We start from the raw sequence: 23,845 nt of genomic DNA on the forward strand, positions 1-23,845 counted from the left end.
GCTTTCTTCGGGGCGGATTTGGCGGCGGCTTTCTTGCTCATGGCGTGTTCAGGTCGGCGTTTGGAAGGCGCAGAGTAGAAACCGGAGCCCGCACCCGCGCAAGGCCAAGCTGCATCCTCTCGCCCCCCGCAGGCGAACTTCACCTTGCCTACGCGTCCTCACGCCCTACGATAGGCACCTCATTTATCATGACGTACCTGCGTATCAGCCTGATTGCCCTTGCCGCCGCCTGCACCAGTGTCCGCGCCCAGCAGCCCCCTGCTGCGCGCAGCTACACCAATGGCATTGCGGCGGTCGTTGACGGTGTGCCCATTCCCATCTCCGAAGTCGAAGAAACCATCAAGACTCAGGAGCAGGTCCTCCAGTTCCAGCTGCGCAATGACCCCGAGCGCTTCAAAAAGGAGATGTCCGAGCTCCGCAAAGGTGCCGTCGAAACGCTCATCGACCGCGAGATCCTCCTCGCCGAATTCAAAAAAATCGGCGGCGTGCTCAAGGCCCAGTACGTGGACGACGACATCAACGGCATCATCCGCGAGAGCTTCAAAGGCAACCGTGACGCCTTCGTCGATGAGCTCAACAAAAGCGGCATGACCCTTCTCAAGTTCCGCGAGCTGCGCCAGAAAATGGTCATCATGAACGTCATGCGCGGCCGCAATGCCGGAGATCATCCCCCCGCCACCCCCCGCGAAGTTCAGGAATACTACGACAAGAACGTGGACAAATGGCGTGAGGGCGACCAGATCAAAATCTCCACCATCACCATCCCCAAATTCACCGGCGAGGCAGGCTCCAGCGCTGAAAAGCAGAAAAAGCTCATCCAGGAGCTCCGCACCAAGATCCTCCAGGGCGCCGACTTCGCCACCGTCGCCAAGGCCAATTCCCTCGACAGCCACGCCGAAAACGGCGGCGCCTGGGACTGGATGGCCAAGACCGACCTCATGCCCGCCATCGCCAATGCTGCCATGGAGCTCAAGCCCGGTGGCATCAGCCAGGTCCTCGATCTGGAGACCAACTACATCATCGTCGCCTGCGACGCCAAAAAGCTCGGCACCGCCCCTCCCCTGGAGCAGTACCGCCCCGAGATCGAAAAAATGATCAACCAGGAGAAGTCCAAGGCCAACATCGACAAATGGATGGACGCCGTGCGCAAAAAGCACGTCATCAAACGCTACATCTCCGCTCCTCCCGCCCCATCCCCTGCGCCCACAGTGCCATGATCCAGATCGTTTTTAATGACATCAGCGCCTCGGAGCTCTCCCACCTGCCCACCCAGGTTCAGTTCCACCTGCTTGAGGCCCTGAACATCCAGCCCGCCGACATCGACGAAACCATCCTCGCCAAGCGCTACGGCGTCCTCGAGCGCGGCGGCAAAAAACTCTACCGCTGCCGTGCTGGCGACCACCGCATCTACTTCGCCATCGTCGAGGGAAACGTCCGCGTCCACCGCGTCCTCCACAAGAACACCCTCACCGACTTCCTCTTCCGCAGCAATCTCCCCGGCGGCGGGGAAGACGAGGCCCTCAGCCAGTCCAAAAGCTTCTGGCACCTCATCGACGAAGGCGCCAAGACCCTCAAGGTCGCCTAGCAGGGCTCTGACGCAGCCGGAATCACGCGCACCGAATTGACGTTTCCTCCGTCATTCGGACTTCGTTATTCATCCCATACCGCTCATCCTGGTTCCGTCATCTGCCATGACTCTCGACTCCCTTCTTTCAGACGAAGCCCTGCGCCAGCAGGAGTTTCCTGTCATCAAAGACAGCCTCTTCCTCGCCCACGCTGGAGTCACCATCCTCCCGCACCGCGTCACCCGCACCATGCAGGACTACCTGGAGCAGTGCAGCCTGCGCATGCAGGAGTATCCCGAGGCCTGGCGCGCCGTGAACGAGACCCGCGTCGTCGCCGCCCGCCTCATCGGTGCCAAAGCCAGCGAGATCGCCCTCATCGGCCCCACCTCCGTCGGTCTCAGCCTCGTCGCTAATGGCCTCCCCTGGCAGCCCGGAGACGAGGTCGTCTGCTACCTCGACGACTACCCCGCCAACGTCTATCCCTGGACAGACCTGGAGCGCCACGGCGTCGTCCTCAAGCTCCTCAAACCCGCCTCCCCCGGAGAGATCACCCCCGAGCTCGTCGAGGCCGCACTCACTCCCAAAACCAAGCTCGTCGCCCTCGCCTCCTGCCACTTCCAAAGCGGCTACCGCATCGAGATCGACCGCATCGGCCGCATGCTGCGCCAGCGCGGCGTCCTCTTCTGCCTCGACGCCATCCAGACCGTTGGCGCCTTTGAGACCCTTGTCGACCACGTCGACTTCCTCTCTGCCGACTCCCACAAATGGATGCTCGGCCCCATGAGCGCCGGCATCTTCTACGTGCGCGAAGAGCTGCAGGACATGCTCCGCCCCAGCCTCCTCGGCTCCTGGAACGTGCGCAGCCCCAACTTCATCGCCCAGGAAGAAATCGCCTTCGAGCGCGGCGGCCGTCGTTACGAACCCGGCGCCCTCAATATCTCCGGCATCCTCGGCATGAAAGCTGGCATCGACCTCATTCTCGAGTTCGGCCTCCCCGCCATCAGCGCCCAGCTCCTCAAGCTCAAAGCCCGCCTCCACGCCGGTCTGCAGCCCCTCGGCTTCACCTTCCTCGGCCCCGATCCACATAACAGCGTCAACGCCTCCTGCATCACCACCGTGCAGCACCCCACACGCTCGTTGGAAGACATCGCCAAGCACCTCACTGCCAACAACATCATCACCTCCCTCCGCCACAACCGCGCCGGCCAGCCCCTCATCCGCTTCAGCCCCCACTTCTACAACACCGAAGCCGAAATGGACCGCGTCGCCCAGGTGATCAGGGAGGTGGCTTGAGCAAACTTCAGCTCCACTCCTCTCCTACCGATTTGCACACAGTGTCCAAGAGTGCTTGGTCAAACCAGCAGTTACCACTTGCTATCATTTCCTGAATCAGAGGGCGCACCGCCCCGATCAGGTTCCTCTGTCTGGCCATCACGAGAAGCCCCAGTAGGCCGGTGACTTTCAGCCCATGCTTGACGGCGAGCTTGCGCCCCAGTCTCTCATCCATCAAGACTGCATCTGGGTGCAGATCCAAAGCCAGCGATATGGCTTCCGTTTCACCTGGATCCAGCCCAGCCTCGGATACGCTGGACGGAATGGCCGAAGGCGGCACAATTTCGATCCATGCAGGCAGCTCATCATGAGCACATAAAAGCTCTCTTTGGACGGCTGGCGGAACCACCACCCGGTCAAAAATTTGCCTCAGCAACGATTCTCGCCCAGCCAGCAAAAGAGCAGTGAGCGGAGATGTATCACTGATGACCAGCATGTTCCGTCAGTCGGTTAGAACTGCGATCGTTTTGAGATCTTCAGCAAAATCGGCTTCGTCATAATGCAACGGTATGCGCCTTCGGGCCAGTTCACCCATCATATCAGTTTGAGAAATGCCCGCGATGGCGGCAGCCTGGCCCAGAGTCACCTCTTCCGCAGCAAAAGCCCCGACGGCCAGATGCAGCTTGGCTTTTTGCGGCTGCATCTTCTGCTCCAGAAAAGCTGGTAGCGGGAAAGTCAGAGTCATGATGCTAGGATGACATCCCCGCCCTGAAATTCAAGCTTTACCGCCTCACCGTCGCCGGCAGCGTCTTCTCCAGCGCCGAAAGGATCGCCGCATGCGCAGCATCCACCTCGGCCGTCTCCAGCGTCTTGTCAGACGAACGGTACGTCAGTGTCCACGCGATCGACTTACGGTCCTTCGCGATCTTCGCTCCCGAAGGATCCATGAACACGTCAAACACCTCCGCCCCCACAAACAGCGGATGCTTCTGGCTCGCAAAGAACGCCGCCACCTTCGCATTCGGCAGGTCGGCAGGCACCTCCATCGCCACGTCACGCGTCATGCTGGGGAAGCGCGGCAGCTCCTCAAACTTCGCCGGCCCCGTGCTGCCTTGGCGCAGCGCACTCAAGAGCAGCTCCGCCACATACACCGGATGGCGCGCATCGATCGCACGCGCACGCGCCGGATGCAGTTGTGCGATCCACCCCAGCACGCGATTCCCCGCGCGCAGTTCGCTTGTCAGCAGATAGTTCGCAGGGTTCTCCTTCGCCGGGCGCACTTCGATCGGCGTGCGCGTCAGATTCTGAATCTGCCCCACCAGTTCATGCACATCCGCAGCCTGCGGCTCACGTCCATGCCAGCTCGTCGGAGAAACAGGACCGCTGATCAGCATCGCCAGTCGTTCCTCTTCACGACTGCCACCCTTCGGCAGGGCCAGAAAGACACGCCCAATCTCAAAGAACCGCAGACGGTGCAGCCCCTGGCGGATGTTCAGCGCCGCCGTCGCCACCAGCCCCGGCACAATGCTCGGGCGCAGCGTCGTGTGGTCTTCGCTCAGCGGGTTCTTCACCGCCACGCCCTGCCCGCCACCCAGAGAATCCGCCAGTTGCGCGTCAGAGACCAGACGCAGCGTCTGCGCCTCGTAAAAGCCACGGCTCGCCAGCGTCTGGCGCAGCCCCATTGCAAAATCATACGTGCGGTCCGCAGCCTCCACCGGAGACGCCACCGCCACCTGCCGTGAGGGCACACGGTCCAGCCCGATCACGCGCGCCAGCTCCTCGACCAGATCCACCGGACGCAGCAGGTCCAGGCGATAGCTCGGGATGCCCCAGCGGCTCTCATGCTTGTTCGCAGCCTTCTTCGTCAGGCCCAGCTTTTCCAGAATCGCATGCATCTCATCGCCGCTCATGTCCGGCGTGCCCAGCAGCTTGCGGGCGCGCTCTTCATCCAGCGTCACCTCACCCACCAGCGCAGGCGCTTCACCAGCCACCTGCACCACATCTTCAGCCGTGCCACCCGCAATCGAGAGAATCAGCTTCGTCGCCAGCTCAGAGCCACCCAGCACCTGCTGCGGGTCCATGCCACGCTCAAAGCGGTAGCTGCTGTCGCTGCTCAGTCCCAGACGACGCGAGGTACGGCGGATGCCGCTCGGCGCGAAATAAGCCGCCTCCAGCAGCACGTTCACGGTGGCTTCCGTCACTCCGGTCTCTTCACCACCCATCACACCCGCCACGGCCACAGGCCGCTTGCTGTCGGCGATCACCAGATCATCCGCCTGCAGCGTGTAGCTCTGCCCGTCCAGCGCCAGGATCTTCTCACACTCGTCCGCCAGGCGCACCACGATGCCGCCGCTCAGCTTGTCCAGATCAAAGCAGTGCAGAGACTGCCCCATCTCCATCATCACATAGTTCGTGATGTCCACGATGCTGTTGATCGGCCTCAGCCCGATGCTCTCCAGCCGCACACGCAGCCATTCCGGGCTCGGCCCCACCTTCACGCCCTTGATCAGGCGCGCGGTGTACAGCGGGCAAGCATCCGCAGCTTTGATCACGATCTGCTCGTCAGTCGCCTTCTTCGTCTTCGTACTCGCATTCGCATGATGGCGCTCGCCCTTCAGCGGCAGCCCGGTCAGCGCCGCCAGTTCACGCGCCAGCCCCAGATGACTCAGCAGATCCGGACGGTTCGGCGTGATCTCCAAATCAAAGAGCACATCCGCAGGATGGATCTTGTTGAAGGGTGTGCCCACCACCGCGTCCGCGTTCATGATCAGCAGCCCGCTGTGGTCTTCACCCAGTCCCAGTTCCTTGCCGCTGCACATCATGCCCATCGAGTCCACACCGCGCAGCTTGCCTTCCTTGATCGCAAACCCGCCCGGCAGCACCGCACCCGGCAGCGCCAGCGGCACCTTATCGCCTTCCTTGAAATTCTTCGCACCACACACGATCTGCCGCGCCGTGCCGCTGCCATCGTCCACCTGGCACACGCTCAGCTTGTCGGCATTCGGGTGCTGCACAAAGGACTGGATCTGCGCCACCACGACCTTGTCCGTGGACACACCACGCTCTTCGATGCCTTCCACCTCCACACCCGCGAAGGTGAGAAGATCCGAAAGCTGCGGGACGGTGTAGGAGCTCAGGTCAATGTGAGTGCTGAGCCAGGAGAGAGAAACTTGCATAGCGATAAAAAAAGAAAGCGTTTGGGAAGTTCAGGTTCGCCTCAAAGGGCAGGCAAGAAACAACAGTCGCGGAGTTAAAACCTCTGCGTCCTCTGCCTCTTTGCCCCTCTGCGGTTAAATCGAACGTTCATGTGAGTCTTGAAAAATTAAGCGGCGAACTGCTGCAGGAAGCGCACGTCATTCTCAATCAGATGACGGATGTCGGTGATGCCATGCATGATCATGGCCAGTCGGTCCAGGCCCAGGCCAAACGCAAAGCCCGTGGTCGTTTCCGGGTCAAAAAGGTTGTCGCCACGCGCCTTGTTGATCTCCGCAAACACCGCCGGATCCACCATGCCGCAGCCCGCGATTTCAATCCAGCGCGCATCCTTGCCCTTCGCTTCCAGCTTCACATCAATTTCAAAGCTCGGCTCCGTGAACGGGAAGAAGTGCGGGCGGAAACGCACCGCCGTGCCTGCTCCAAAGATTTCGCGGAAGAAGTACTCCAGCGTGCCCTTCAGATCACCCAGGCTGACATCCTGACTCACATACAGCCCTTCAAGCTGGTTAAAGACACTCAGATGCGTCGCGTCAATCTCATCACGCCGATAAGCCGAGCCCGGCGCAATGATGCGAATAGGCAGCGTCTTCGCCGCTTCCATCGTGCGGATCTGCACACTCGAGGTATGCGTGCGCAGCAGGCGTCCGTCAGGGAGATAGAAGGTGTCCTTCTCATTGCGCGCCGGATGGTCGGCAGGCGTGTTCAGCGCATCAAAGCAGTGCCACTCCGTTTCAATCTCGGGCCCCTCTGCCAGCGCAAAGCCCATGCGGCGCAGCGTGCGGATCGCCAGGTCACGGATCTGCGTCAGCGGATGCAGCGCTCCAGTTCCTGCGCCCGGACGTCCTGGCAGCGTGATGTCGATCCCCTCCACCGCCTTCGCATCCTGCGCAGCCTGCAGCGCCAGCTTCTTCGCATCGATGCCTTCGGTGATCGCCGTGCGCACTTCATTCAGCTTCGCCCCCACCTCTTTCTTCTGCTCCACCGGCACATCCTTCATGCCCTGGCTCAGGGCCGTCACGCTGCCCTTCTTGCCCAGAAAGTTCACACGCACAGCTTCCAGCGCGGATTCATCCTGCGCTGCGTCCAGCGCGGCTAGGGCTTCAGTTTTCAGGGAGTCGAGTTGAGAGAGCATGATCAGAATGGGAAGGGTGCGACATTCGCCAGGGAATGCCTCTGCAAAGGCTGCCGAAACACCGGCAGCCCGCAGGGGGCCGGGATGATGGGGGAAGATCGCCCCTTTCGCAACCCGCAGCTGAGGCCAAACCAGCAGAAGCAGGCCAACCGATTCCGCCAGCCACTTCCGAGATTTCCCAAAAAAGACCGCCGGCCTGGCCAGAAACTCTTTGCTGGGAGCGCCGATGTCTTCATCGGCTCTGGAAGCCCCGCCGTCACAACAAGCCCCGCTTTGCCCACTGGCTGACGAACCAAGCCTCTCCCACGCTATCCCACCGCGCTGACTCTCGGCCTGCGCAGATTCCAATGCGGCAAAGCTCTTTGCTGGGAGCGCCGATGTCCTCATCGGCTCTGGAAGCCCCGCCGTCACAACATGCCCCGCTTTGCCCACTGGCTAACGAGCCAAGCCTCTCCCACACTATCCCACCGCGCCGACTCTCGGCCTGCGCAGATTCCAATGCGGCAAAGTTCTTTGCTGGGAGCACCGATGTCCACATCGGCTCCGGAAGCCCCACCGCAGGAACAAGCCCCGCTTTGCCCAGTCGCCAGCCAACATAGATCCCCCCTATCCCACCGCACTGACTCTCAGCCTGCGCAGACTATAAAAAGGCGTGACTGCCTCTGTGATACGCCGCGCACCCTCTTTCCGCCTGGGGCCAAAAAACTCCCGCTGCGCCTCAAAGAGGCCCTCCACAAACTCCCTGCTGCCCAGCGCCACGCCATCCGTGAAATACCGCACTCTTAGCCTCACCAGCTCCGCAGTGCTCAGCTTGCCCCTCTCCTTCAGCACCGCGCGTGCGCTCTCCACACTCACGCCGTGGCGCACCACATTCTCATTCTGCGCATCCTTCACCTCACGGCCATCAGTATGCAGAAGGCAGCGACAGGCTTCGGCTGCCCCCGCGCTCTTCCAGCCATCCACCGGCTTGCCCAAGGCCGTGCACAGCCCACGCTGCGCACTGCGGCTGCCTCCCAGCGCCTCACCTTTGCCTTCGACCAGCACGCTCTTAAAGCCGTCCATCCACAGCGTGCCGCGACGACTACGGCATTTGTTGAACCAGCGGCTGAAGCGCTCTTTGATCTCCTTCACGAAGAGCGAAAGATCACAAAAGCGCTTTTTAAGCGCCTCCAGCTTCTGCTCCGCCAGAATGCCCATGCCGCGCTGGCGCAATTCCGTCAGCTCATCGCGCAGCAGGCCGAGGTAGGTCTTGCTATAGAGAATGCCAAAGTGCTGGAAGAGCTTGTTTTCGCCATCCGGCCCCTTAAAACGTTCCAGCCAGTTCCGCCGATGCGGCACCTCGGCAAGGAGGTGGAAGTGATTCCCCATGAAACAGTAAGTCACCACCTTGCCCCCTGACAACTCCGACGTGCGCCAGATAATGCGACGCAGCGCCTCCTTCTCCACATCATCAAACCAGATCTCGCCGCCACAGGTGCGGGATGAAGATCATCGTCCAAAGAGACTCTAAGGCGGCTGGTCGTAGCACTTGGGGTGTACCTGTGCCTTCTTTTCTGGTTCTGCAGAGCTTGCGGCATGCCTTTGCTCTGCGAGTACCACTGCCTGTCAATGCGAACAATCTTGCTGACTTTTTAGCCAACCAAGAAGCCGGCCACGGCCCTTCTATGGGTTAACCTGACAAATCGTTTTTTTTTGCGACGAAACGTGAAAGTTTAACTGCGAATTTTTTACTCTCGCAGGTGCTTTACATCAACAAACACGCCTAACATTTCTGTCTCACCAGATTCATGCCCATATCTGAAGTCCCTTCAGCACGCCCTATGTTCCACGGCATTCAGGTATTGCGCGGAGTCTTCTCAGTGCTGGTGGTCTGCCACCACATGGGCGTTCATGCGGAAACCTACTGGCATCATGACTGGTTGGGAGGGCTTTTCAACCAGAGCACCTATCGGGTGGATTTCTTCTTTGTGCTCAGCGGCTTTGTCCTGTGGACGGCGCATCATTCAGAGGCTGGAAGACATGGGGCCTGGCTGGGTTTCATCGGGAAACGGCTCTGGCGCCTTTATCCGTTGCTGGTTGTTTTGACGCTGGTCAAGGTGGTGCTTTTGTGGCTCGTGCCGGGACGCAGCGCGGAAAGCTATGATCTGCAGCCTTCACTGCTCGCACTGCCTCAGAAGTCATTTCCCGTCATCGTGGCGGCATGGTTTTTGCCTTCCGAGATTTACTTCACTCTGGTTTTGACCGCAGCTCTGGCGCTGCCTCGATGGGCTTCTTTGCCAGTGCTGGTGATCTGGGCCGTGGGATTGTTCTCAGTTGGTATTCTCGCGGATGTTGCTCCATCTACATATGGGGCTGGATTTTTTCTCCATCCTTTCGCTGTTGAGTTTGCCGCAGGTGCGCTGGCCGCTGATTGCGTTCGCAGGAGTGCTGCTGGCAGCAAAGTCTCAGGCATCCTGCTATCCTGCCTGGCCTTGACCGGGTTAGTAGCAGGGGCTTTGAATCACTCGTGGGTTGCTGAGCATTCAGTCTTTTGGCAGAAGTTCTTTTGGGCTGTTGTTTTTTCGGTCGGGATAGGGGGCTTTGCTCTTTGGGAGCAGTCTGTGCCAGCACAGAACTGGCATCTCAAAGACGTTTTTTGTGTGGGACGTGCGAGCTATTCCATCTTCCTTTCCCATGGAATCGCACTCATGGGCTTGTCTTTTTTTATGAAATCAAGGTTCGCAGGCCTTGGCGGGGTGTGGCTGGACCTGCTTCTGCTGCTGATGGTTTGGGTATCAGTGCTTGTCGGCTTGGCTGTGTGGAAGTACGTCGAAAGGCCGCTGCAACGATGGCTCTTTGTTTGCAGCAGTTCCGTTTTGCCTAGAGCCTGTAATTTTTGCCGAATAGAGAAGAGAGCATGAGAGTCATACCACGAACTATTGGAAACGGGTCTGAAGAGAGAGTGGGTGAGTCCATGGGTAAGCAGGGCTCGCCAAGGCCCGGCGCCGCGTGAAAAGATGCCAGGCATTATGTAGGTTCTCAGTCAGATGAGAGCACTGATTTTCAATCATCAATTATTCATCAAGCGCTCACCGCTTTTGGCGCGCGGTTGTCGGCGGCTCAGCTCTTTCCGCGTATCCGGCGCCTTATCTGAAGCTGGTAAGGTTGCCCGCGAGGTCGCAGCCGTAGGGGGGGCAAGACCCAGGAAGACCTCGCAAGTGACACGGCTCAGCGTGTCGTAGCTATCGGCGACGCTGCCAGCGTCATTTCCAGCCTCTTTGTCGCCGCAGAGGAGCCCGGTGGGAGCTACATGGCATTTCATCTGCGACAAACCTGACCCGCCAAAGCAAGCCCCCCCTTTCCGCGAGTACCAAAAAAAACAGCCGGGACGCATCGCATCCCGGCTGTGGTGAAAGGTTGGTTGAACCTGTGTATTAGGCAGCGGCAGGAGCTGCGGCCGCTTTCTTTTCCAGCGCGGCCTTGGCCTGCAGAACGAGAGCTTCGATGGCGGCGATGTCCTTGACGGCGAGATCGGCCAGAACCTTGCGGTCCAGCTCGATGCCGGCAAACTTCAGGCCTTCCATGAATCGGGAATAGCTCAGGCCGAGGGGGCGGGTGGCTGCGTTGATGCGCTGGACCCACAGGTTGCGGAAGCTGCGCTTCTTCGCCTTGCGGTCGCGGGTTGCGTAGGTTTCGGCCTTGCGCACGGCGTCCTTCGCATAACGGAAATGCGTGGAACGGAAGCCGCGGTAGCCTTTGGCTTTGGCCAGCACGCGCTTACGACGCTTGCGGCTGGCGGGGGAGTTGGTGGCTCTTGACATGTACTTTCTCTATGATCAGGCTGTTGTTAGGTAGCGATGGCTTGCCTCACCTGTTCGAAGGCATCCCGAGGGACGCCAGGCAAGTTCATCGTGGTCTCTGTCGAGAGACCGTGGTTGTCTTAGCGATGGGAGAACGGGAGGTTCGCCTTGATGGCCTTGACATCCACTTCCGCCACGAGGGCGACTTTACCGAGGTTGCGTTTACGCTTGCGGCTCTTGTTCTGCAGGATATGGCGCTTGCCTTGTTTACGGCGCAGCACCTTACCCGTGGCAGTTACTTTGAACCGCTTGGCGTAGGCTTTCCTCGTCTTTGCAATACCGGCGTTTTTGGACATAGGGGCGGCGATGGTAGTGGAGAACCTCATTTCATCAAGGCCTTTTTCACGATGTCTTGCGGTCTTTAGGCTCCTTAGCCCCGCTTCTTCTCTCAAATATGGGAGTCAGAAAATTACGAAATATCAAAAATTAAAGTTGTGTTAATTATTTGAGATTGCTAAATGGATAGGACTTCTGCGGATAATTCATGACTTCCTCCCTCCCCATTTCTGCCGCAAATCCCGCAGCAATCGCTGAGCTGGAGCAGGGGCTGGAGCACCTCAAGGTGGCCAATTATTACCTCCGCGTGGCCTTGGATCAGGTCGCTGATGGCGTGGTGATTGTTGAGAATGAAGCCAGTGATCCCCGAAGCGGCCAGAAAGTCCTCTTCAGCAACGCCGCTGCGGCCATGCTCGCAGGGGCAGCGCCTGAAACCGGCCTGCGCGGCCTGGGTTTGAATGATCTCGTGGCGGATATCAAGGACGCCGCCACACTCCAGCAAAGCCTGCGCCTAGCTGTGGCCAATGGCGGCTGTCATGAATGCGAGTGCCGCCTGCAGAGTCTCCGCACCCAGACCCCGGTGCCTAGCAAATGGCGCGTACGCGCCGTCTTCAACAGCATGCGCAAGCTGCTGAACTTCACCATCCTCATCAGCCCCGCGCAGGCTGCCGCTGCCCCGGCTCCCGCTAGGCCGGAGCCCAAACCGGCAGCCGACGACCTCGACGCCCAGTCAGTTCAGCTTCGCAAGGAGAACCTCGCTGCTCTGGCCCAAGGCATCGCTCATGATGTTAACAACCTGCTCGGCCCCGTCACCGTGCGCCTTTCCGCCCTGCTCCAGCAGGTGCAGGACCAGCCCGCTCTGGCCAACGAGCTTCAGCTCGTGTTTACAGGCCTGAAACGCGCCAAGCAGTTCACCTCCCAGGTCGTCACGGCTTCCAAGTCCACGCCTCGCAGGCTGGAGCCCACCGATGTCTCTTCCATCATGCGCGACACCGTGGAGTTCGCCGGTGCTGGCTCCAACGTCCACGTCCGCGTACGCCACGAGGACAATCTGCGTCAGGCCATGGCGGACCCGGTCAAGCTCAGCCAGGTGCTGCAAAACCTCGTCATGAATGGCATCCAGGCCATGCCCCACGGCGGCTACATGGATGTCCAGGCTCTCAATCACAACGTCCCTGAAGCAGGCGAAGGCAAACTCAAGCCCGGTCGCCATGTCCGGATCATTGTGCGCGATCGCGGCTGCGGCATCTCCAAAGAAAATCTGGGCCGCCTCTTCCAGGAATCCTTCACCACCAAGCCGGACGGCAACGGCATCGGCCTCACCGCTTGCAAACGCTTCATCGATGAGATGGGCGGGGACATTCGCGTCAACTCCACGCCCAACATCGGCACCGAGTTCAGTGTTTATCTTCCCGCTGCGGAAAGCTCCGGCACCAAGCCCCTCGTCCCCGCCAGCACCGCTCCTGTCCCCCTCAAAAACGGCAAGGGCAAAGTCCTCATCGTCGATGACGAAGACGACCTCCGCAAAGTAGCCCACATGATCCTCACCCGCTGCGGCTACGAGGCCGTGCAGTGCGACAACGGCCAGGATGCCGTGCGCATCTACCAGAGCCTTTTCCGCACCGGCACTCCGCCGGACGTCGTTCTCATGGACCTCACCCTGCGTGGCGGCATGAACGGCAACGAAACCGCCGCAGAGATCCTCCACCTCGATCCCGATGCCCGCATCGTCTGCACCAGTGGCAGCGTCACAGAGGAGGTCCAGATGGCCTTCCTGGAACGTGGCTTCGTCGGCGTCCTCCCCAAGCCCTACGAGGCCGGCGAGCTCACCCAGATGGTGCATCGCATCGCCACCATGATGAAACGGCAGTGAGAGTTGCAATGGCGCTGTCCATGTGACCGTTTCCCGTTCTTCATGAAAACACGCCGCCACTTCCTCTCCGGGCTCGCCACCGCAGCCGCCGCCACCTTCACCGAAACACTGCGCGCCGCCCCCGACCCCAAAAAGGATGTCGTCATAGGCCACGGCACGCATCGCTACAAAGTGAACAAGGAATGGGTGCCCGCAGGCCAGGGCCGCCACCACCCCATCCTGAACTGCCACGAGATGGTCCAGGTCAAAGACGGCCGCCTCTTCATGATCGGAGACCACTGGGACAACCAGATGCTCATCTTCAAGCCGGACGGCACCATCCTCGACTCCTGGGGCTCCGTCTGGCCCGGCGGCCACGGCCTCACTCTCGACCATGAAAACGGCGAGGAGTTCCTCTTCGTCACCGACAGCGGCCTCTGGAAATCCGGCAGCGGCGGTTATCGCCAGACCGGCCGTGTCACCAAAATCGATCTCACGGGAAAAGAAATCTTCTCCCTCAGCCACCCCATGAGCGTCGGCGCCTATGAACCGGACATGGTCTTCAATCCCACCGAAACCGCCGTCGCTCCCAACGGCGACATCTACGTCGTGGACGGCTACGGCTCCCAGTTCGTTCTCCGCTACGACTCACGCGGCCGTTTCATCCAGCGCTTCGGCGGCAAGGAGGGCGTCCCCGCAGAGCAGCGCCTCAACAATGCCCACGGCATCACCATCGACACCCGCCAGGGCGTGGACAAGGCCACCGTCATCGTCACCTCCCGCGCCGACAACTGCTTCCGCCGCTTCACCCTCGACGGCAAATATCTCGAAACCCTCCCCGTCCCCGGCGCCATGGTCTGCCGCCCCGTCATCTCCGGCCAGGAGCTCTATGCCGGCGTCTGCTGGTCCAAAACACCCGAAATCAACAAGCTGCCTCAAAACCCCAGCGGATTCACCGTCGTGCTGGATGCTGCCGGAAAAGTCATCAGCGCCCCCGGCGGCAGCGAGCCCGTCTATGAAGACGGCAAGCTCAAGCCCCTCACTCAGGCAGAGCGCGTCTTCGACCATGGCCACGATGTCTGCGTCCTCGAAAACGGCGACCTCATCGTCTGCCAGTGGAACGCCTTCCAGACCTACCCCATCAAGCTCGAAAAAATCGCCGCCTGACCGGCCCGGAATCATTTCCGGCTTTACGAAAGGGGTTTTTTGCTGAATCCGACACAAATCCGCGCCATTTCCGGCCACTCTATTAATGAAGTATCTCACCATCGTGCGTCATGCCAAGTCCAGCTGGGGCCAGCCCGGCCTGGCCGATCATGACCGCCCGCTGAATGAGCGCGGCAAGAAGGCCGCCCCTGCGGTCGCCACCTTCATGCACCGCACCTACTTCGGCGGCGGCGACTCCCCTCCCCTGCTTCCGCTGCCTGACCGCCTCGTCACCAGCACCGCCCTGCGCGCCCTCAGCACCGCCCAGATCATGCGGGAGGTTTTTGCCATGCCAGTCGAGAAGCTGCGCCTGGAGTCCAGACTTTACCTCGCGGAAGCCGGCACCATTCTCGACGTCATGCGCAGTTTTGAGGAGAGCTGGCACCACGCCATGATCTTCGGCCACAACCCCGGCCTGCACGAGTTCGCCGACCACATCCTCGCCCGCGCCAACATCCCCAAGGTGCCCACCTGCACTGCAGTGATCATGGCCCTCCCTCACGAGTTCTGGGGCTTGGCCGATTGGAACGAAGCCCAGCTCATCGGCTACATCACACCCAAGTCCCTCGAACGTCGTTTCCCCGAACTTTACGCCGGAATCTCGCGCGACGACGAAGACGATTGATTAGCAGTCATTTGCAATTTAGAAAAATACTCTTACTTTTTAAAGTAGTGTTTTACGACCTCGGAGTATTTTTGATGTGAAAGACACGAAGTACGTGACGTTGGTTTCACTAATGAATGCGCATGAAACAAAAACTGGAAGTCATTGAACTTGCGGCTCTCCGCATTGCTTCAGGCAACGAGTTGCCAAGAAGCACGGCTGACAACCTCAACCTGCTGCTTGGAACCTTGGTGAACCTTCTCAGGCGCCAGCAGGATGAAATTGAGATTCTCAAGCAGCGCATGGCACACGACAGCGCCAGTCATCCCCGGACTGTGGAAACCACGGGAGTCTAGCCCTTCATCCGCCCACCCGGCTGCGGTGCTCACTTGGCCTCCAACCAATCCACTTCTTGAAGGTGTTGCTGAATACAAAGGGGTTCTGATAGCCTACTTCGTGCGAAATGGTCTCGATCTTCAAATTCGTCGTCGAAAGCAGTTCGGCTGCCTTGCGCATGCGTAGCCAGGTCACATGATGCATTGGCGTGCGTCCAAGAGTGCGGCGGCACAGCCTGCGCAAATGCTCGGCGCTGACGTGGGCCTGGTGGGCCAGTTCATCCAGAGTCCAGTCATAGCCGACATTTGCTGAAACCTTCTCCCAAATTCGGTGCAGACGGTCATCCACCTGCCAGGGCTGGGCAAAGCGCTCGATGTAGTGCTGGATCAGCTCCACCCAGTGAAACATCGCCGCCGGCTGCGCCGAGCGGGATGACTCCTCAATGAGCCCCTCAATCGCATTCCACAGAGCCTCACCCGCAAAAGGCGCCATCAGCGGAGAGCTGCTGCTCAGAATGGGGGCTTGTTCAGGCTGCTGCTCGTAGCGCACCCAGCAGCAGCGCCAGATCTTGCCAGGCACGGCATGGAAGGCGTTCACCATGAAAGGCGGCAGTGCCACAGCCATGCCAGCCGCGCATTTCTTCCACGCACCGTCTACCAGCACACGCCCTTCCCCCTCAAGGCAGGCCAGGAAATACAGCCCGCCCTGATGCATGCGCACGATTCGATAAGGCGCGCGCGCCGTCATCACGCCTGCATGTGCAATGCGGTGCGTGGCCAGCGTGGCGCACAGCGGTGCGCTGCGCAGCCAGGCGCGTGCATCCCGTTCCGAACCACGCACCGTGCGGTATTGGGTATCCGCCCCATGGGTGTGCGTTTCGGATAGCTCTTGGATGGCATTTCGTGCGTGCATAAGCCTGAGTTTGCGATTGTTTGCCGTCGTTGACCGTTGTTTTCAAAACCACTGTCAACGACCGTCAACCATCGTCAACAACCGCAAACTTCTACCTGCCATGCCCAATCCCTGGACCGGAATCGGAAATCCCTACACCAAGCAAGAAGTCGTGGACCGTCTCAAAGCCACCCGGGCCAAAGGAGAACCCATCATCGCCGCAGGTGCAGGAACAGGCATCAGCGCGAAGTTCATTGAAAAAGGCGGCGCGGATTTGATCATCATCTACAACAGCGGCCGCTTCCGCATGATGGGCCACGGCAGCACCTGCGGCCTGATGGCTTATGGAGACGCCAACGCCATCGCCATGGAGATCGGCGAATACGAAGTGCTCCCCGTGGTGAAAGAGATCCCGGTCATCTGCGGCGTCCACGCCACCGACCCCCGCCGTCGTATGTGGCACTGGCTGGGCCGTGTTAAAGAAATGGGCTTTTCAGGGGTCAATAATTTCCCCACCCATACCATCGTGGACGGCCATTTCCGCGGCGTGCTGGAAGAGACCGGCATGAGTGTGGAAAAGGAGTTTGAGATGGTCGGTCTGGCCACGCGTATGGACCTCTTCAGCATCGTCTATGTGGCCACCCCGGAGGAGGCTGTGAAGATGGCCCAAAACGGGGCCGATGCGATCATCGCCCACGTCGGCACCACAGTCGGTGGCAGCATTGGCGTGACGAACGCCGTAGTGAGTTGGGACCACACGGTAAAGATCACCCAGGAGATCATTGACGCCGCCAAGAGCGTGAATCCGAATGTCTTTACCCTGACCCACGGTGGCCCGATCAACACCCCCAAGGACGTTGAATTCATCCTCAGCAAAACCTCGGCAGATGGCTTCGTCGGGGCCAGCAGCCTGGAGCGAATGGGCGTGGAAGACTCGCTCACGAGCCTCACGCGGGAATTCAAACGCGTTCCGATTGGGCGCTAAATCCCCGCTTTTGAGGCCTCTAAGTGTGCCTTTAGCCATAGCGAAACGCATTTTGCAAAAAAATTACCGGCGTGTATGCTAGGACCCGCGTTACTTTGTTGTAACACCCCCGCTCATGTCCGACGACCCCTTTAATAATCGCTCCGACGGCCCAGGCCGTCGCAACCAGGATCCGCAGTTCAACTGGCGCGGCTTCATGCTCTTCGCGCTCGCGATCACACTGCTGATCTCGGGTTTTGTGATGAACAAGGGGCTGGCTGGAAGCCGCAAGGTGCTGAACTATGCTGAATTCAAGGCCATCGTAGAAAACAATGGCATTGATCCCAAGCAGAAACTGGAACTCGTCAACCTAGACACCACTTCGGAGCAGACCATCCGGGGATGGTATTTCCCCGCCCTGGCCCCCAAGGCTGCCCAGGTGGTGAAAGCTATCGAGCCCGAAGCCGCTGCGCCCACGGATCTCAGCAAGCCCGTCCTCGCCGAACCAGCCAAGGATGAAACTGCCAAGACACCGACGGTTATCAGCCCAGGTGACTCGAAGCAGTTCTCCGTGGCGGTGAACATCGAGTTCCAGAAAGAGGAACTGCATAAACTGTTGGACGCCCACAAGCTGGTGCTCATCCCGGTTTATGAAAACGAGATGTGGTCTTCCTTGATCGGCTTCCTGCTTCCGTTGCTGGTCATTCTTGCCTTCTTTTACTTCCTCGTGCGCCAGCAGCTCCGCAGCGCGGGCCGCGGTGCCATGAGCTTCGGCAAGAGCAAGGCCAAGATGCTGGCCCAGGACCGCAACAAGGTCACCTTCAAGGACGTGGCCGGTGTGGAAGAGGCCAAGGAGGAAGTGCAGGAAATCGTCGAGTTCCTCAAGGACCCGAAGAAATTCCAGCGCCTCGGTGGCAAGATCCCCAAAGGCGTGCTTATGACCGGCCCTCCCGGCACCGGCAAGACCCTGCTGGCCAAAGCCATCGCCGGCGAGGCCGATGTGCCGTTCTTCAGCATCAGCGGCTCTGACTTCGTGGAAATGTTTGTGGGCGTAGGCGCAAGCCGTGTGCGCGACATGTTTGAGCAGGGAAAGAAGAACGCCCCCTGCCTGATCTTCATCGACGAAATCGACGCTGTGGGCCGCCATCGCGGCCATGGCATGGGCGGAGGCCACGACGAACGCGAGCAGACGCTCAATGCACTGCTCGTCGAGATGGACGGTTTCGACACCCAGGAAGGCATCATCATCATCGCTGCCACGAACCGCGCCGATGTGCTGGACCCCGCGCTGCTACGTCCGGGCCGTTTTGACCGCCAGGTGACCGTGAACCTGCCCGACGTGAAGGGACGCGAGGAAATCCTGCGCGTGCATGCCAAGAAGGTGAAGCTGGCCGACAGCGCCGACCTTTCCAAAATCGCCCGCGGCACGCCCGGATTCTCCGGTGCTGAACTGGCCAACCTGCTTAACGAGGCCGCCCTGCTGGCCGCGCGCAAGAACATGAAGTCCATCACCAACTTCGAGCTGGAAGAGGCTCGTGACAAGGTGCGCTGGGGCCGTGAGCGCCGTAGCATGGCCCTGACCGAGAAGGAGAAGGAGAACACCGCCTATCATGAAGCTGGCCACGCCATCCTCATTGAAGTCCTGGAACACACCGACCCTCTGCACAAGGTCACCATCATCCCCCGTGGCCCCTCGCTTGGCTCCACCATGTGGCTGCCGGAGGAGGACAAGCACAACGACCGCAAGAGCGAGCTCATCGACGATCTCATCGTGGCAATGGGCGGCCGTGTGGCCGAAGAGATCCAGTTTGGAGATGTGACCAACGGCGCCAGTGGAGACATCCGCATGGCATCCAGGATCGCACGCAACATGGTCTGCTCCTGGGGTATGAGCGACAAGCTTGGCATGGTGGAATACGGCGAAAACGACAACGCCGCCTTCATGGGCCGTGGCAGCAGCAACTACAGCCCGGACACTGCACAAAAGATCGACGAGGAGGTGAAACGCCTCATCGACGAAGCCTATGCCCAGGCCAAGGAGATCCTGCTCAAGTACAAGGACAAGCTGGACGCCATCGCCCACGCGCTGCTGGAATACGAAACACTGGATGGCTCCCACATTCGCGAACTGATGGAGCACGGACGCCTCATCAACCCGCCGGAGAACAAGAGCAAGCCACCGCCCCCGCCGCCGCTTCCCAAGGCCAGCGACGCCCGCCCCGTGAAGCGTGAAGACGAAGACGAAGGCGGTCTGGCTCCTGGCCTGACAGGAGTGCCCGCGTAATTCAAAAGCCAGCGCATCCAAAAATCACTGAAGAGGGGGGCCATACGGTCCCCCTTTTTATATCCTGATGCGTTGAAACCGGGGCTGGAGGTACAAGCACGAGCCGACGGAGGGGGATCATCTTGATCCCCGCACCTGTAACGTGTTCGCGGATGTGCGATGGCGCTGGATGATGTGTGGGAGGCTCGGCTTTGTGGAGGCGCGAGAATGCCGGGCGATGCGGAAGCGTGAGGGATCGGGACGATCCCTCTCCGCCGGAGCGCTGGCTGGACGCATTGAATGCAGGCTTCCACCCATGAGACCCGTTTTCAGCTGTGTGTGGTATTATTTCAGCCTCAATACCAGACGCACTGCATCAAGGCGTAGTGAACTGGCACTGATGGCAGCGGCCAGGGCATCGCGCTGATCACGCAGGGCTGTGATTTCTTCGGAGCGCACGTGCGGATTGCGGGCCTGCAGATCTTCCAAGCGGGAGATCTCTTCATCCAACTGCTTGCGCATGGCTGTTACTGCACGTTGCTGCAGTGTTTTGAGCTGGGTTTCCGCGAGCTGCTGCGCCTTGCCGAGCATGGTGGGAAGCAGCTTGTGGCGGACGGTTTCGTTTTCGACGGTGCGGGTGGGATCGCCAGGAGAAAGCCTGGCTCGGGTGAAGGCAGCGTCGGCGCTGAGATCGCGCCCCTGATGATCGACCGCCACGCGCAGAGGAGTGGCAGGCATGAAACGCGCCGCATGCAATGCGGGCGGGGCGATGCACTCGGCGATGAAACAGGTCTGCAGCACCAGACCTTCGCCTCCCGAAGCCTTCCAGAAGGCAAAACCAGCATTGCCTGCATGAGAACCCAGCAGGGCGTCCAGAGCCGCGCAGACAAGCGGGTGATCCCAGGTGAGGAAAGCTTCGTGATCCCGTGAAAGCGCACGCTCACGGTCAAAGGAGAAAGTGAGCCCCTCTTCAGGCAGGGCGGGCAGAGCGTCGGTAATAAGGTTGTCAGGCCGGATGTACCAGGTGCGATTTGTCATTTCCTCCACGTGCATGCCGAGATGGTCCAGCAGGCGGATGAAAAAGCGCTCAAAATCAAGCCCGGCGTCGATGTCGCGAATATGCTCGATCATTCGCGCCGCCAGCCGAGGCTTGCAGGAATTAAGCTCCAGCAGACGGTTATGGCCGCGCTCCAGTTTCTGCCGCACCTCCAGGCGCAGTTTCTTGCTGCGGCGGATGCAGTCGGTGAGCTTTTTGGAGTCATACCCAGCGCAGAGGACTTCGATCTCCGCCGCAAAGCTGTGTAGGAGCTGAGTAGCGCCCTGCAGGCTGTGCTCGAAGGCATCCAGCCCTTCATGATACCAGCGGGCAAGAACCTCCACTTCCCCGCCAGTGATGTAGGGGACGTGGATATTGATGGTGCCCTTCTGACCGATGCGGTCCAGGCGGCCGATGCGCTGCTCCAGCAGCTCGGGATCGCGCGGCAGGTCATAAAGCACGAGGTGTTGAGCGAACTGAAAATTGCGTCCCTCGCTGCCGATTTCAGAGCAGATCAAGATGCGTGCACCTTCAGGGTCGGCAAAGGCTGCGGCATGGCGGTCCCGCTGCATGAGGGTGAGCCCTTCATGGAAAAGGACGGCATGCACGTTGATCTCGCGCAGGAGGCGCTCGTGGATGTCTTCCGCGAGCTTTCGAGTGCGGCAGATGAGCAGGACTTTGGATTCGCCCAGATCTCGCAAGAGAGCGGCCAGCCAGCGGATACGGATGTCCTCAGGAGTAGAGTCTGCCTCGACGTCCAACTTGTTAAGGTGGCACTGACGCGGCGGGAAGCCTTGGATGACGGCGCGGGTGTTTCTGAACATGACGCGACCGGTACCGAACTCATCCAGAAGATCGGCCACGAGGCGCTGGCGTGCTGACTCATCTCCACCAGCCAGCTGGGTGGCGTGCTGCTGCACCCGGGGGGAATGGCTGGCAAAAAGCGTATGATCTTCCTCATTCATACCGCCCCCATGAAGAATACGGTCCACCACCTGCGCGACCTGTTCATAGCGGGTGGATTCAGCCAGGAAGGCCTGTAAATCGCCATAACGATCTGGGTCCAACAAACGAAGGCGGGCAAAATGCCCCTCGGCACCGAGCTGCTGCGGAGTGGCGGTGAGCAGCAGCACGCCAGGCACGCGCCGGGCAATGGCCTCGACCACCTGATAGGCGACGCCTGGAGCCTCAACGGTCCATTCGAGATGATGGGCCTCATCCACAATCAGAAGGTCCCAGGCAGCCTCTGTGGCCTGCTGTGCGCGCTTTTCTGAACCACTGAGCAGGGAGAGCGGGCAGAGCACGAGCTGGCTATCCATGAAGGGATTCCCCTCGGGATCTCCTGCCTCGATGGCGGCGCAGCGCTCTTCATCGAAGAGGCTGAACATGAGGTTAAACCGACGCAGCAGCTCGACAAACCACTGATGCGGCAGCGCATCTGGAACCAGCACCAGGATGCGCGAGGCACGCCCCGTGAGGTGCAGACGGTGCAGAATGAGACCTGCCTCGATGGTCTTCCCAAGGCCGACCTCATCCGCCAGCAGGACGCGCGGCAGCAGGCGGCCGGTGACGTCTGCGGCGATGGACATCTGATGCGGGATGGGATCGACACGCCCGCCGATGAATCCCCGGACCGGAGAAGCCTGCATGCGGCAGCGCCATTCCACCGCCTCGGCACGCAGGGCGTAGGTCTGGAGGTCGTCCACGCTGGCGGAAAGCAGCCGCTCCTGTGGTCCGCCGAGGGCCAGGGTGTCCGCAAGGTCTTCCTCGGGGATGGCCCTGGCCCCGGCGTGATAGACCAGGGTGCCGTCCGCAGTGCTTACCGAGTCGATTTGAAACTCGGCGCCATCTCGTAGGGTGATCTTGTCTCCAGCCTGAAAGCTGGCGCGGCGCAGGGGAGCCCCGCTGCGGGCGTAACGACGGGTTTCACCGGCTGCGGGAAAGCGCAGGTCGACGAAATTACCTTCGATGCGTGTGACGATGCCGAGGCCCAGCTCTGGCTCGCTTTGGCTGGTCCAGCGCTGACCGGGTGTGGGAGATTCCATTCTTGCCGTGTCTGCTATTTCTCCTTTTTGCCAAAGAGGCGGCCAAAGAACCCTTTTTTCTTGGGTTCAGCCGCTGGCTGCTGCGCCTGAGCTGACACCGGCTGCTGCTGAGGCATCGCCGGCCCAGGGGGCATGGTGTTCTGGGTAAAATCAATCATGCCAGGCTTGATCGACGGAGCGGCACTGGGATTGACATTGACGACCTTGGGCTTTTTGGCATTCCCCTTTTCGTCGTACTCATAGATTACCTGCTGGTAGCACAAGCCGCTGAGATTGAAGGTGCGCATCTCCTGAGGGCGGCCGTAGGCATCAAAATAGACCTGAGATCTGGCGACGAGGTTTCCCCGGCCATCATAGATGTGCCCCTGGGTGGGAAGACCGCGCTCATTGAGGAGGTAGTGTTTTTTGGCCACCAAAGCTCCGCCAGCATTGTACGTGGACTCAATGAGCTCGTTGGTGGTCTTGTCGACAACGGTTTCGGAATGCGAATTGTCCGGGTGATAGGTACTCTTGGCCACAATCGGGGTGGCCGGAGGCGCTGCAGGCTGAGCGAAAGCGGCAGATGCCAGCCAAAGAAGGACAAAAAAAGCAGAGCAGGATTTCATGACAGAATCAATGTTGACGGCAGAATAACGCCCGGCCCAAGCGCCTACAACGACAAATCCCGCCTTCCCCATCCCTTTGTGTCATGAATGCCACCACCGATCCCACCTGGGCAGAATTTCTTTCTCAAATCATCGCGGAATTTGGCTGCACAACGGGCACGCTGCACAGGCTGGATCCTGCTGACCGGCACCTCAAGCTGGTAGCCCATCAGGGCATCCCAGAAGCGCTGATGCCGATCATTCAGTCCATCCCGGTGGGCAAAGGGATTGCCGGAACTGCCGCCGAGCGGCTCGAACCGGTGGAGATTTGCAACCTGCAAACCGACACCTCGGGGGTGGCGAAACCCGGAGCCAAGCAGACCCAAGTGCAGGGCTCTCTAGCCGTACCGGTGCTGGACGGAGGTCGCCTTTGCGGCACGCTAGGCATCGGCAAGCTGGTGCCCTATGACTTTACCGCAGAGGAGAAATCGAGGCTGATCCAGACCGCACGCAGCATCTCTGCAAAGCTGCTGCCAGCTTGAAACCTTGGATGACTGAAGGCCGGGGTATCGACTGACGGGCCAGCGATCATTTTTCAGACCTCTAGACGCAGCGGAACCGCTTTGGACTTGGGACTCGTAGGCCAGAACACCCCCTGTGGTATCAGGACGGTTTGCTGCGCGCGCCTTCTTCAAGGAAAAATAGATAGCCCGGACGAGGCATCAAAAGCCTGTCCGGGCTACAAGTAGCTCCCTGGAATCGGA

At 60.1% G+C, this 23,845-nt stretch carries 21 protein-coding genes; 11 read left to right on the forward strand and 10 right to left on the reverse strand.

The genetic code is table 11. The annotated features are described in order from the left end of the window. Window positions 1–188 precede the first annotated feature (188 nt). The 3 genes from HNQ65_RS19655 (at window position 189) to HNQ65_RS19665 (ending at window position 2,858) form a co-directional block, all read left to right on the forward strand. Window positions 189–1,217, forward strand: coding sequence for a peptidylprolyl isomerase (locus tag HNQ65_RS19655; RefSeq protein WP_184342163.1), 1,029 nt, complete (start codon window positions 189–191; stop codon window positions 1,215–1,217). Next, window positions 1,214–1,585, forward strand: coding sequence for a type II toxin-antitoxin system RelE family toxin (locus tag HNQ65_RS19660; protein WP_184342166.1), 372 nt, complete (start codon window positions 1,214–1,216; stop codon window positions 1,583–1,585). Before HNQ65_RS19655 ends, HNQ65_RS19660 begins: the two co-directional genes overlap by 4 nt. Window positions 1,586–1,691: 106 nt before the next feature. Continuing rightward, window positions 1,692–2,858, forward strand: coding sequence for an aminotransferase class V-fold PLP-dependent enzyme (locus HNQ65_RS19665; protein WP_184342168.1), 1,167 nt, complete (start codon window positions 1,692–1,694; stop codon window positions 2,856–2,858). 7 nt (window positions 2,859–2,865) lie between these two features. On the opposite strand, the gene HNQ65_RS19670 is transcribed toward HNQ65_RS19665, so the two are convergent. The 5 genes from HNQ65_RS19670 to HNQ65_RS19690 form a co-directional block, all read right to left on the reverse strand. Continuing rightward, on the reverse strand, window positions 2,866–3,333 hold the full coding sequence (locus HNQ65_RS19670; protein WP_184342170.1) for a DUF3368 domain-containing protein: 468 nt from the start codon (window positions 3,331–3,333) through the stop codon (window positions 2,866–2,868). Window positions 3,334–3,339: 6 nt separating this feature from the next. Beyond that, entirely contained in the window at window positions 3,340–3,582 is a 243-nt protein-coding gene (locus tag HNQ65_RS19675; RefSeq protein ID WP_184342172.1) for a UPF0175 family protein, read from the reverse strand. A 37-nt stretch (window positions 3,583–3,619) separates the two neighbouring features. Further along, window positions 3,620–6,013: a phenylalanine--tRNA ligase subunit beta gene (gene pheT / locus HNQ65_RS19680; RefSeq protein ID WP_184342174.1), complete on the reverse strand. Its 2,394-nt coding sequence runs from the start codon at window positions 6,011–6,013 to the stop codon at window positions 3,620–3,622. A gap of 146 nt (window positions 6,014–6,159) precedes the next feature. Beyond that, on the reverse strand, window positions 6,160–7,185 hold the full coding sequence (locus tag HNQ65_RS19685; RefSeq protein ID WP_184342176.1) for a phenylalanine--tRNA ligase subunit alpha: 1,026 nt from the start codon (window positions 7,183–7,185) through the stop codon (window positions 6,160–6,162). A 606-nt stretch (window positions 7,186–7,791) separates the two neighbouring features. Continuing rightward, on the reverse strand, window positions 7,792–8,553 hold the full coding sequence (locus HNQ65_RS19690; RefSeq protein ID WP_184342178.1) for a hypothetical protein: 762 nt from the start codon (window positions 8,551–8,553) through the stop codon (window positions 7,792–7,794). Between the two features lie 452 nt (window positions 8,554–9,005). Here HNQ65_RS19690 and HNQ65_RS19695 point away from each other — a divergent pair, with 452 nt between their 5' ends. Beyond that, entirely contained in the window at window positions 9,006–10,085 is a 1,080-nt protein-coding gene (locus HNQ65_RS19695; RefSeq protein ID WP_221306223.1) for an acyltransferase family protein, read from the forward strand. 513 nt (window positions 10,086–10,598) lie between these two features. Here the strand turns inward: HNQ65_RS19695 and rplT are convergent. Continuing rightward, entirely contained in the window at window positions 10,599–10,985 is a 387-nt protein-coding gene (gene rplT, locus HNQ65_RS19700) for a 50S ribosomal protein L20 (RefSeq protein ID WP_184342182.1), read from the reverse strand. A gap of 119 nt (window positions 10,986–11,104) precedes the next feature. After that, window positions 11,105–11,320: a 50S ribosomal protein L35 gene (rpmI, locus tag HNQ65_RS19705; protein WP_184342184.1), complete on the reverse strand. Its 216-nt coding sequence runs from the start codon at window positions 11,318–11,320 to the stop codon at window positions 11,105–11,107. A gap of 188 nt (window positions 11,321–11,508) precedes the next feature. Here rpmI and HNQ65_RS19710 point away from each other — a divergent pair, with 188 nt between their 5' ends. The 4 genes from HNQ65_RS19710 (at window position 11,509) to HNQ65_RS19725 (ending at window position 15,318) form a co-directional block, all read left to right on the forward strand. Beyond that, window positions 11,509–13,173 (forward strand): hybrid sensor histidine kinase/response regulator, encoded by a 1,665-nt coding sequence (locus tag HNQ65_RS19710; RefSeq protein WP_184342187.1) that lies wholly within the window; start codon window positions 11,509–11,511, stop codon window positions 13,171–13,173. 42 nt (window positions 13,174–13,215) lie between these two features. After that, window positions 13,216–14,319 carry an NHL repeat-containing protein gene (locus HNQ65_RS19715; RefSeq protein ID WP_184342189.1) on the forward strand — a complete coding sequence of 368 codons (1,104 nt, stop codon included), beginning with the start codon at window positions 13,216–13,218 and terminating at the stop codon, window positions 14,317–14,319. Between the two features lie 85 nt (window positions 14,320–14,404). Further along, a complete protein-coding gene (locus HNQ65_RS19720; protein ID WP_184342191.1) occupies window positions 14,405–14,983 on the forward strand; it encodes a SixA phosphatase family protein in 579 nt (192 codons plus the stop codon). Between the two features lie 122 nt (window positions 14,984–15,105). Further along, on the forward strand, window positions 15,106–15,318 hold the full coding sequence (locus tag HNQ65_RS19725) for a hypothetical protein (RefSeq protein WP_184342193.1): 213 nt from the start codon (window positions 15,106–15,108) through the stop codon (window positions 15,316–15,318). 4 nt (window positions 15,319–15,322) lie between these two features. On the opposite strand, the gene HNQ65_RS19730 is transcribed toward HNQ65_RS19725, so the two are convergent. Next, window positions 15,323–16,210, reverse strand: a complete 888-nt coding sequence (locus HNQ65_RS19730; RefSeq protein WP_184342194.1) for a helix-turn-helix transcriptional regulator — start codon at window positions 16,208–16,210, stop codon at window positions 15,323–15,325. Window positions 16,211–16,310: 100 nt separating this feature from the next. Between HNQ65_RS19730 and HNQ65_RS19735 the strand changes: the two genes are divergently transcribed. Together HNQ65_RS19735 and ftsH are read left to right on the forward strand one after the other, a co-directional pair. Beyond that, window positions 16,311–17,174 (forward strand): phosphoenolpyruvate hydrolase family protein, encoded by an 864-nt coding sequence (locus tag HNQ65_RS19735; RefSeq protein ID WP_184342197.1) that lies wholly within the window; start codon window positions 16,311–16,313, stop codon window positions 17,172–17,174. A gap of 115 nt (window positions 17,175–17,289) precedes the next feature. Beyond that, window positions 17,290–19,437, forward strand: a complete 2,148-nt coding sequence (ftsH, locus tag HNQ65_RS19740) for an ATP-dependent zinc metalloprotease FtsH (protein ID WP_184342200.1) — start codon at window positions 17,290–17,292, stop codon at window positions 19,435–19,437. Window positions 19,438–19,761: 324 nt separating this feature from the next. On the opposite strand, the gene HNQ65_RS19745 is transcribed toward ftsH, so the two are convergent. Next, the gene (locus tag HNQ65_RS19745) at window positions 19,762–22,497 is read right to left on the reverse strand and encodes a helicase-related protein (RefSeq protein ID WP_184342202.1); all 2,736 of its coding nucleotides are present in this window, start codon (window positions 22,495–22,497) and stop codon (window positions 19,762–19,764) included. 14 nt (window positions 22,498–22,511) lie between these two features. Then, window positions 22,512–23,102: a hypothetical protein gene (locus HNQ65_RS19750; RefSeq protein WP_184342204.1), complete on the reverse strand. Its 591-nt coding sequence runs from the start codon at window positions 23,100–23,102 to the stop codon at window positions 22,512–22,514. 83 nt (window positions 23,103–23,185) lie between these two features. Here HNQ65_RS19750 and HNQ65_RS19755 point away from each other — a divergent pair, with 83 nt between their 5' ends. After that, window positions 23,186–23,623 (forward strand): GAF domain-containing protein, encoded by a 438-nt coding sequence (locus HNQ65_RS19755; RefSeq protein ID WP_184342206.1) that lies wholly within the window; start codon window positions 23,186–23,188, stop codon window positions 23,621–23,623. Window positions 23,624–23,845 lie beyond the last annotated feature (222 nt).

It is taken from the genome of Prosthecobacter vanneervenii, from assembly GCF_014203095.1.
GTDB lineage: Bacteria > Verrucomicrobiota > Verrucomicrobiia > Verrucomicrobiales > Verrucomicrobiaceae > Prosthecobacter > Prosthecobacter vanneervenii.

What these genes read in the sequence shown, in the direction of transcription:
- HNQ65_RS19655 (WP_184342163.1), top strand. Translation starts at nt 189, where the DNA reads ATGACGTACCTGCGTATCAGCCTGATTGCCCTTGCCGCCGCCTGCACC.
- HNQ65_RS19660 (WP_184342166.1), top strand. Translation starts at nt 1,214, where the DNA reads ATGATCCAGATCGTTTTTAATGACATCAGCGCCTCGGAGCTCTCCCAC.
- HNQ65_RS19665 (WP_184342168.1), top strand. Translation starts at nt 1,692, where the DNA reads ATGACTCTCGACTCCCTTCTTTCAGACGAAGCCCTGCGCCAGCAGGAG.
- HNQ65_RS19670 (WP_184342170.1), bottom strand. Translation starts at nt 3,333, where the DNA reads ATGCTGGTCATCAGTGATACATCTCCGCTCACTGCTCTTTTGCTGGCT.
- HNQ65_RS19675 (WP_184342172.1), bottom strand. Translation starts at nt 3,582, where the DNA reads ATGACTCTGACTTTCCCGCTACCAGCTTTTCTGGAGCAGAAGATGCAG.
- pheT (WP_184342174.1), bottom strand. Translation starts at nt 6,013, where the DNA reads ATGCAAGTTTCTCTCTCCTGGCTCAGCACTCACATTGACCTGAGCTCC.
- HNQ65_RS19685 (WP_184342176.1), bottom strand. Translation starts at nt 7,185, where the DNA reads ATGCTCTCTCAACTCGACTCCCTGAAAACTGAAGCCCTAGCCGCGCTG.
- HNQ65_RS19690 (WP_184342178.1), bottom strand. Translation starts at nt 8,553, where the DNA reads ATGGGGAATCACTTCCACCTCCTTGCCGAGGTGCCGCATCGGCGGAAC.
- HNQ65_RS19695 (WP_221306223.1), top strand. Translation starts at nt 9,006, where the DNA reads ATGTTCCACGGCATTCAGGTATTGCGCGGAGTCTTCTCAGTGCTGGTG.
- rplT (WP_184342182.1), bottom strand. Translation starts at nt 10,985, where the DNA reads ATGTCAAGAGCCACCAACTCCCCCGCCAGCCGCAAGCGTCGTAAGCGC.
- rpmI (WP_184342184.1), bottom strand. Translation starts at nt 11,320, where the DNA reads ATGTCCAAAAACGCCGGTATTGCAAAGACGAGGAAAGCCTACGCCAAG.
- HNQ65_RS19710 (WP_184342187.1), top strand. Translation starts at nt 11,509, where the DNA reads ATGACTTCCTCCCTCCCCATTTCTGCCGCAAATCCCGCAGCAATCGCT.
- HNQ65_RS19715 (WP_184342189.1), top strand. Translation starts at nt 13,216, where the DNA reads ATGAAAACACGCCGCCACTTCCTCTCCGGGCTCGCCACCGCAGCCGCC.
- HNQ65_RS19720 (WP_184342191.1), top strand. Translation starts at nt 14,405, where the DNA reads ATGAAGTATCTCACCATCGTGCGTCATGCCAAGTCCAGCTGGGGCCAG.
- HNQ65_RS19725 (WP_184342193.1), top strand. Translation starts at nt 15,106, where the DNA reads ATGAAACAAAAACTGGAAGTCATTGAACTTGCGGCTCTCCGCATTGCT.
- HNQ65_RS19730 (WP_184342194.1), bottom strand. Translation starts at nt 16,210, where the DNA reads ATGCACGCACGAAATGCCATCCAAGAGCTATCCGAAACGCACACCCAT.
- HNQ65_RS19735 (WP_184342197.1), top strand. Translation starts at nt 16,311, where the DNA reads ATGCCCAATCCCTGGACCGGAATCGGAAATCCCTACACCAAGCAAGAA.
- ftsH (WP_184342200.1), top strand. Translation starts at nt 17,290, where the DNA reads ATGTCCGACGACCCCTTTAATAATCGCTCCGACGGCCCAGGCCGTCGC.
- HNQ65_RS19745 (WP_184342202.1), bottom strand. Translation starts at nt 22,497, where the DNA reads ATGGAATCTCCCACACCCGGTCAGCGCTGGACCAGCCAAAGCGAGCCA.
- HNQ65_RS19750 (WP_184342204.1), bottom strand. Translation starts at nt 23,102, where the DNA reads ATGAAATCCTGCTCTGCTTTTTTTGTCCTTCTTTGGCTGGCATCTGCC.
- HNQ65_RS19755 (WP_184342206.1), top strand. Translation starts at nt 23,186, where the DNA reads ATGAATGCCACCACCGATCCCACCTGGGCAGAATTTCTTTCTCAAATC.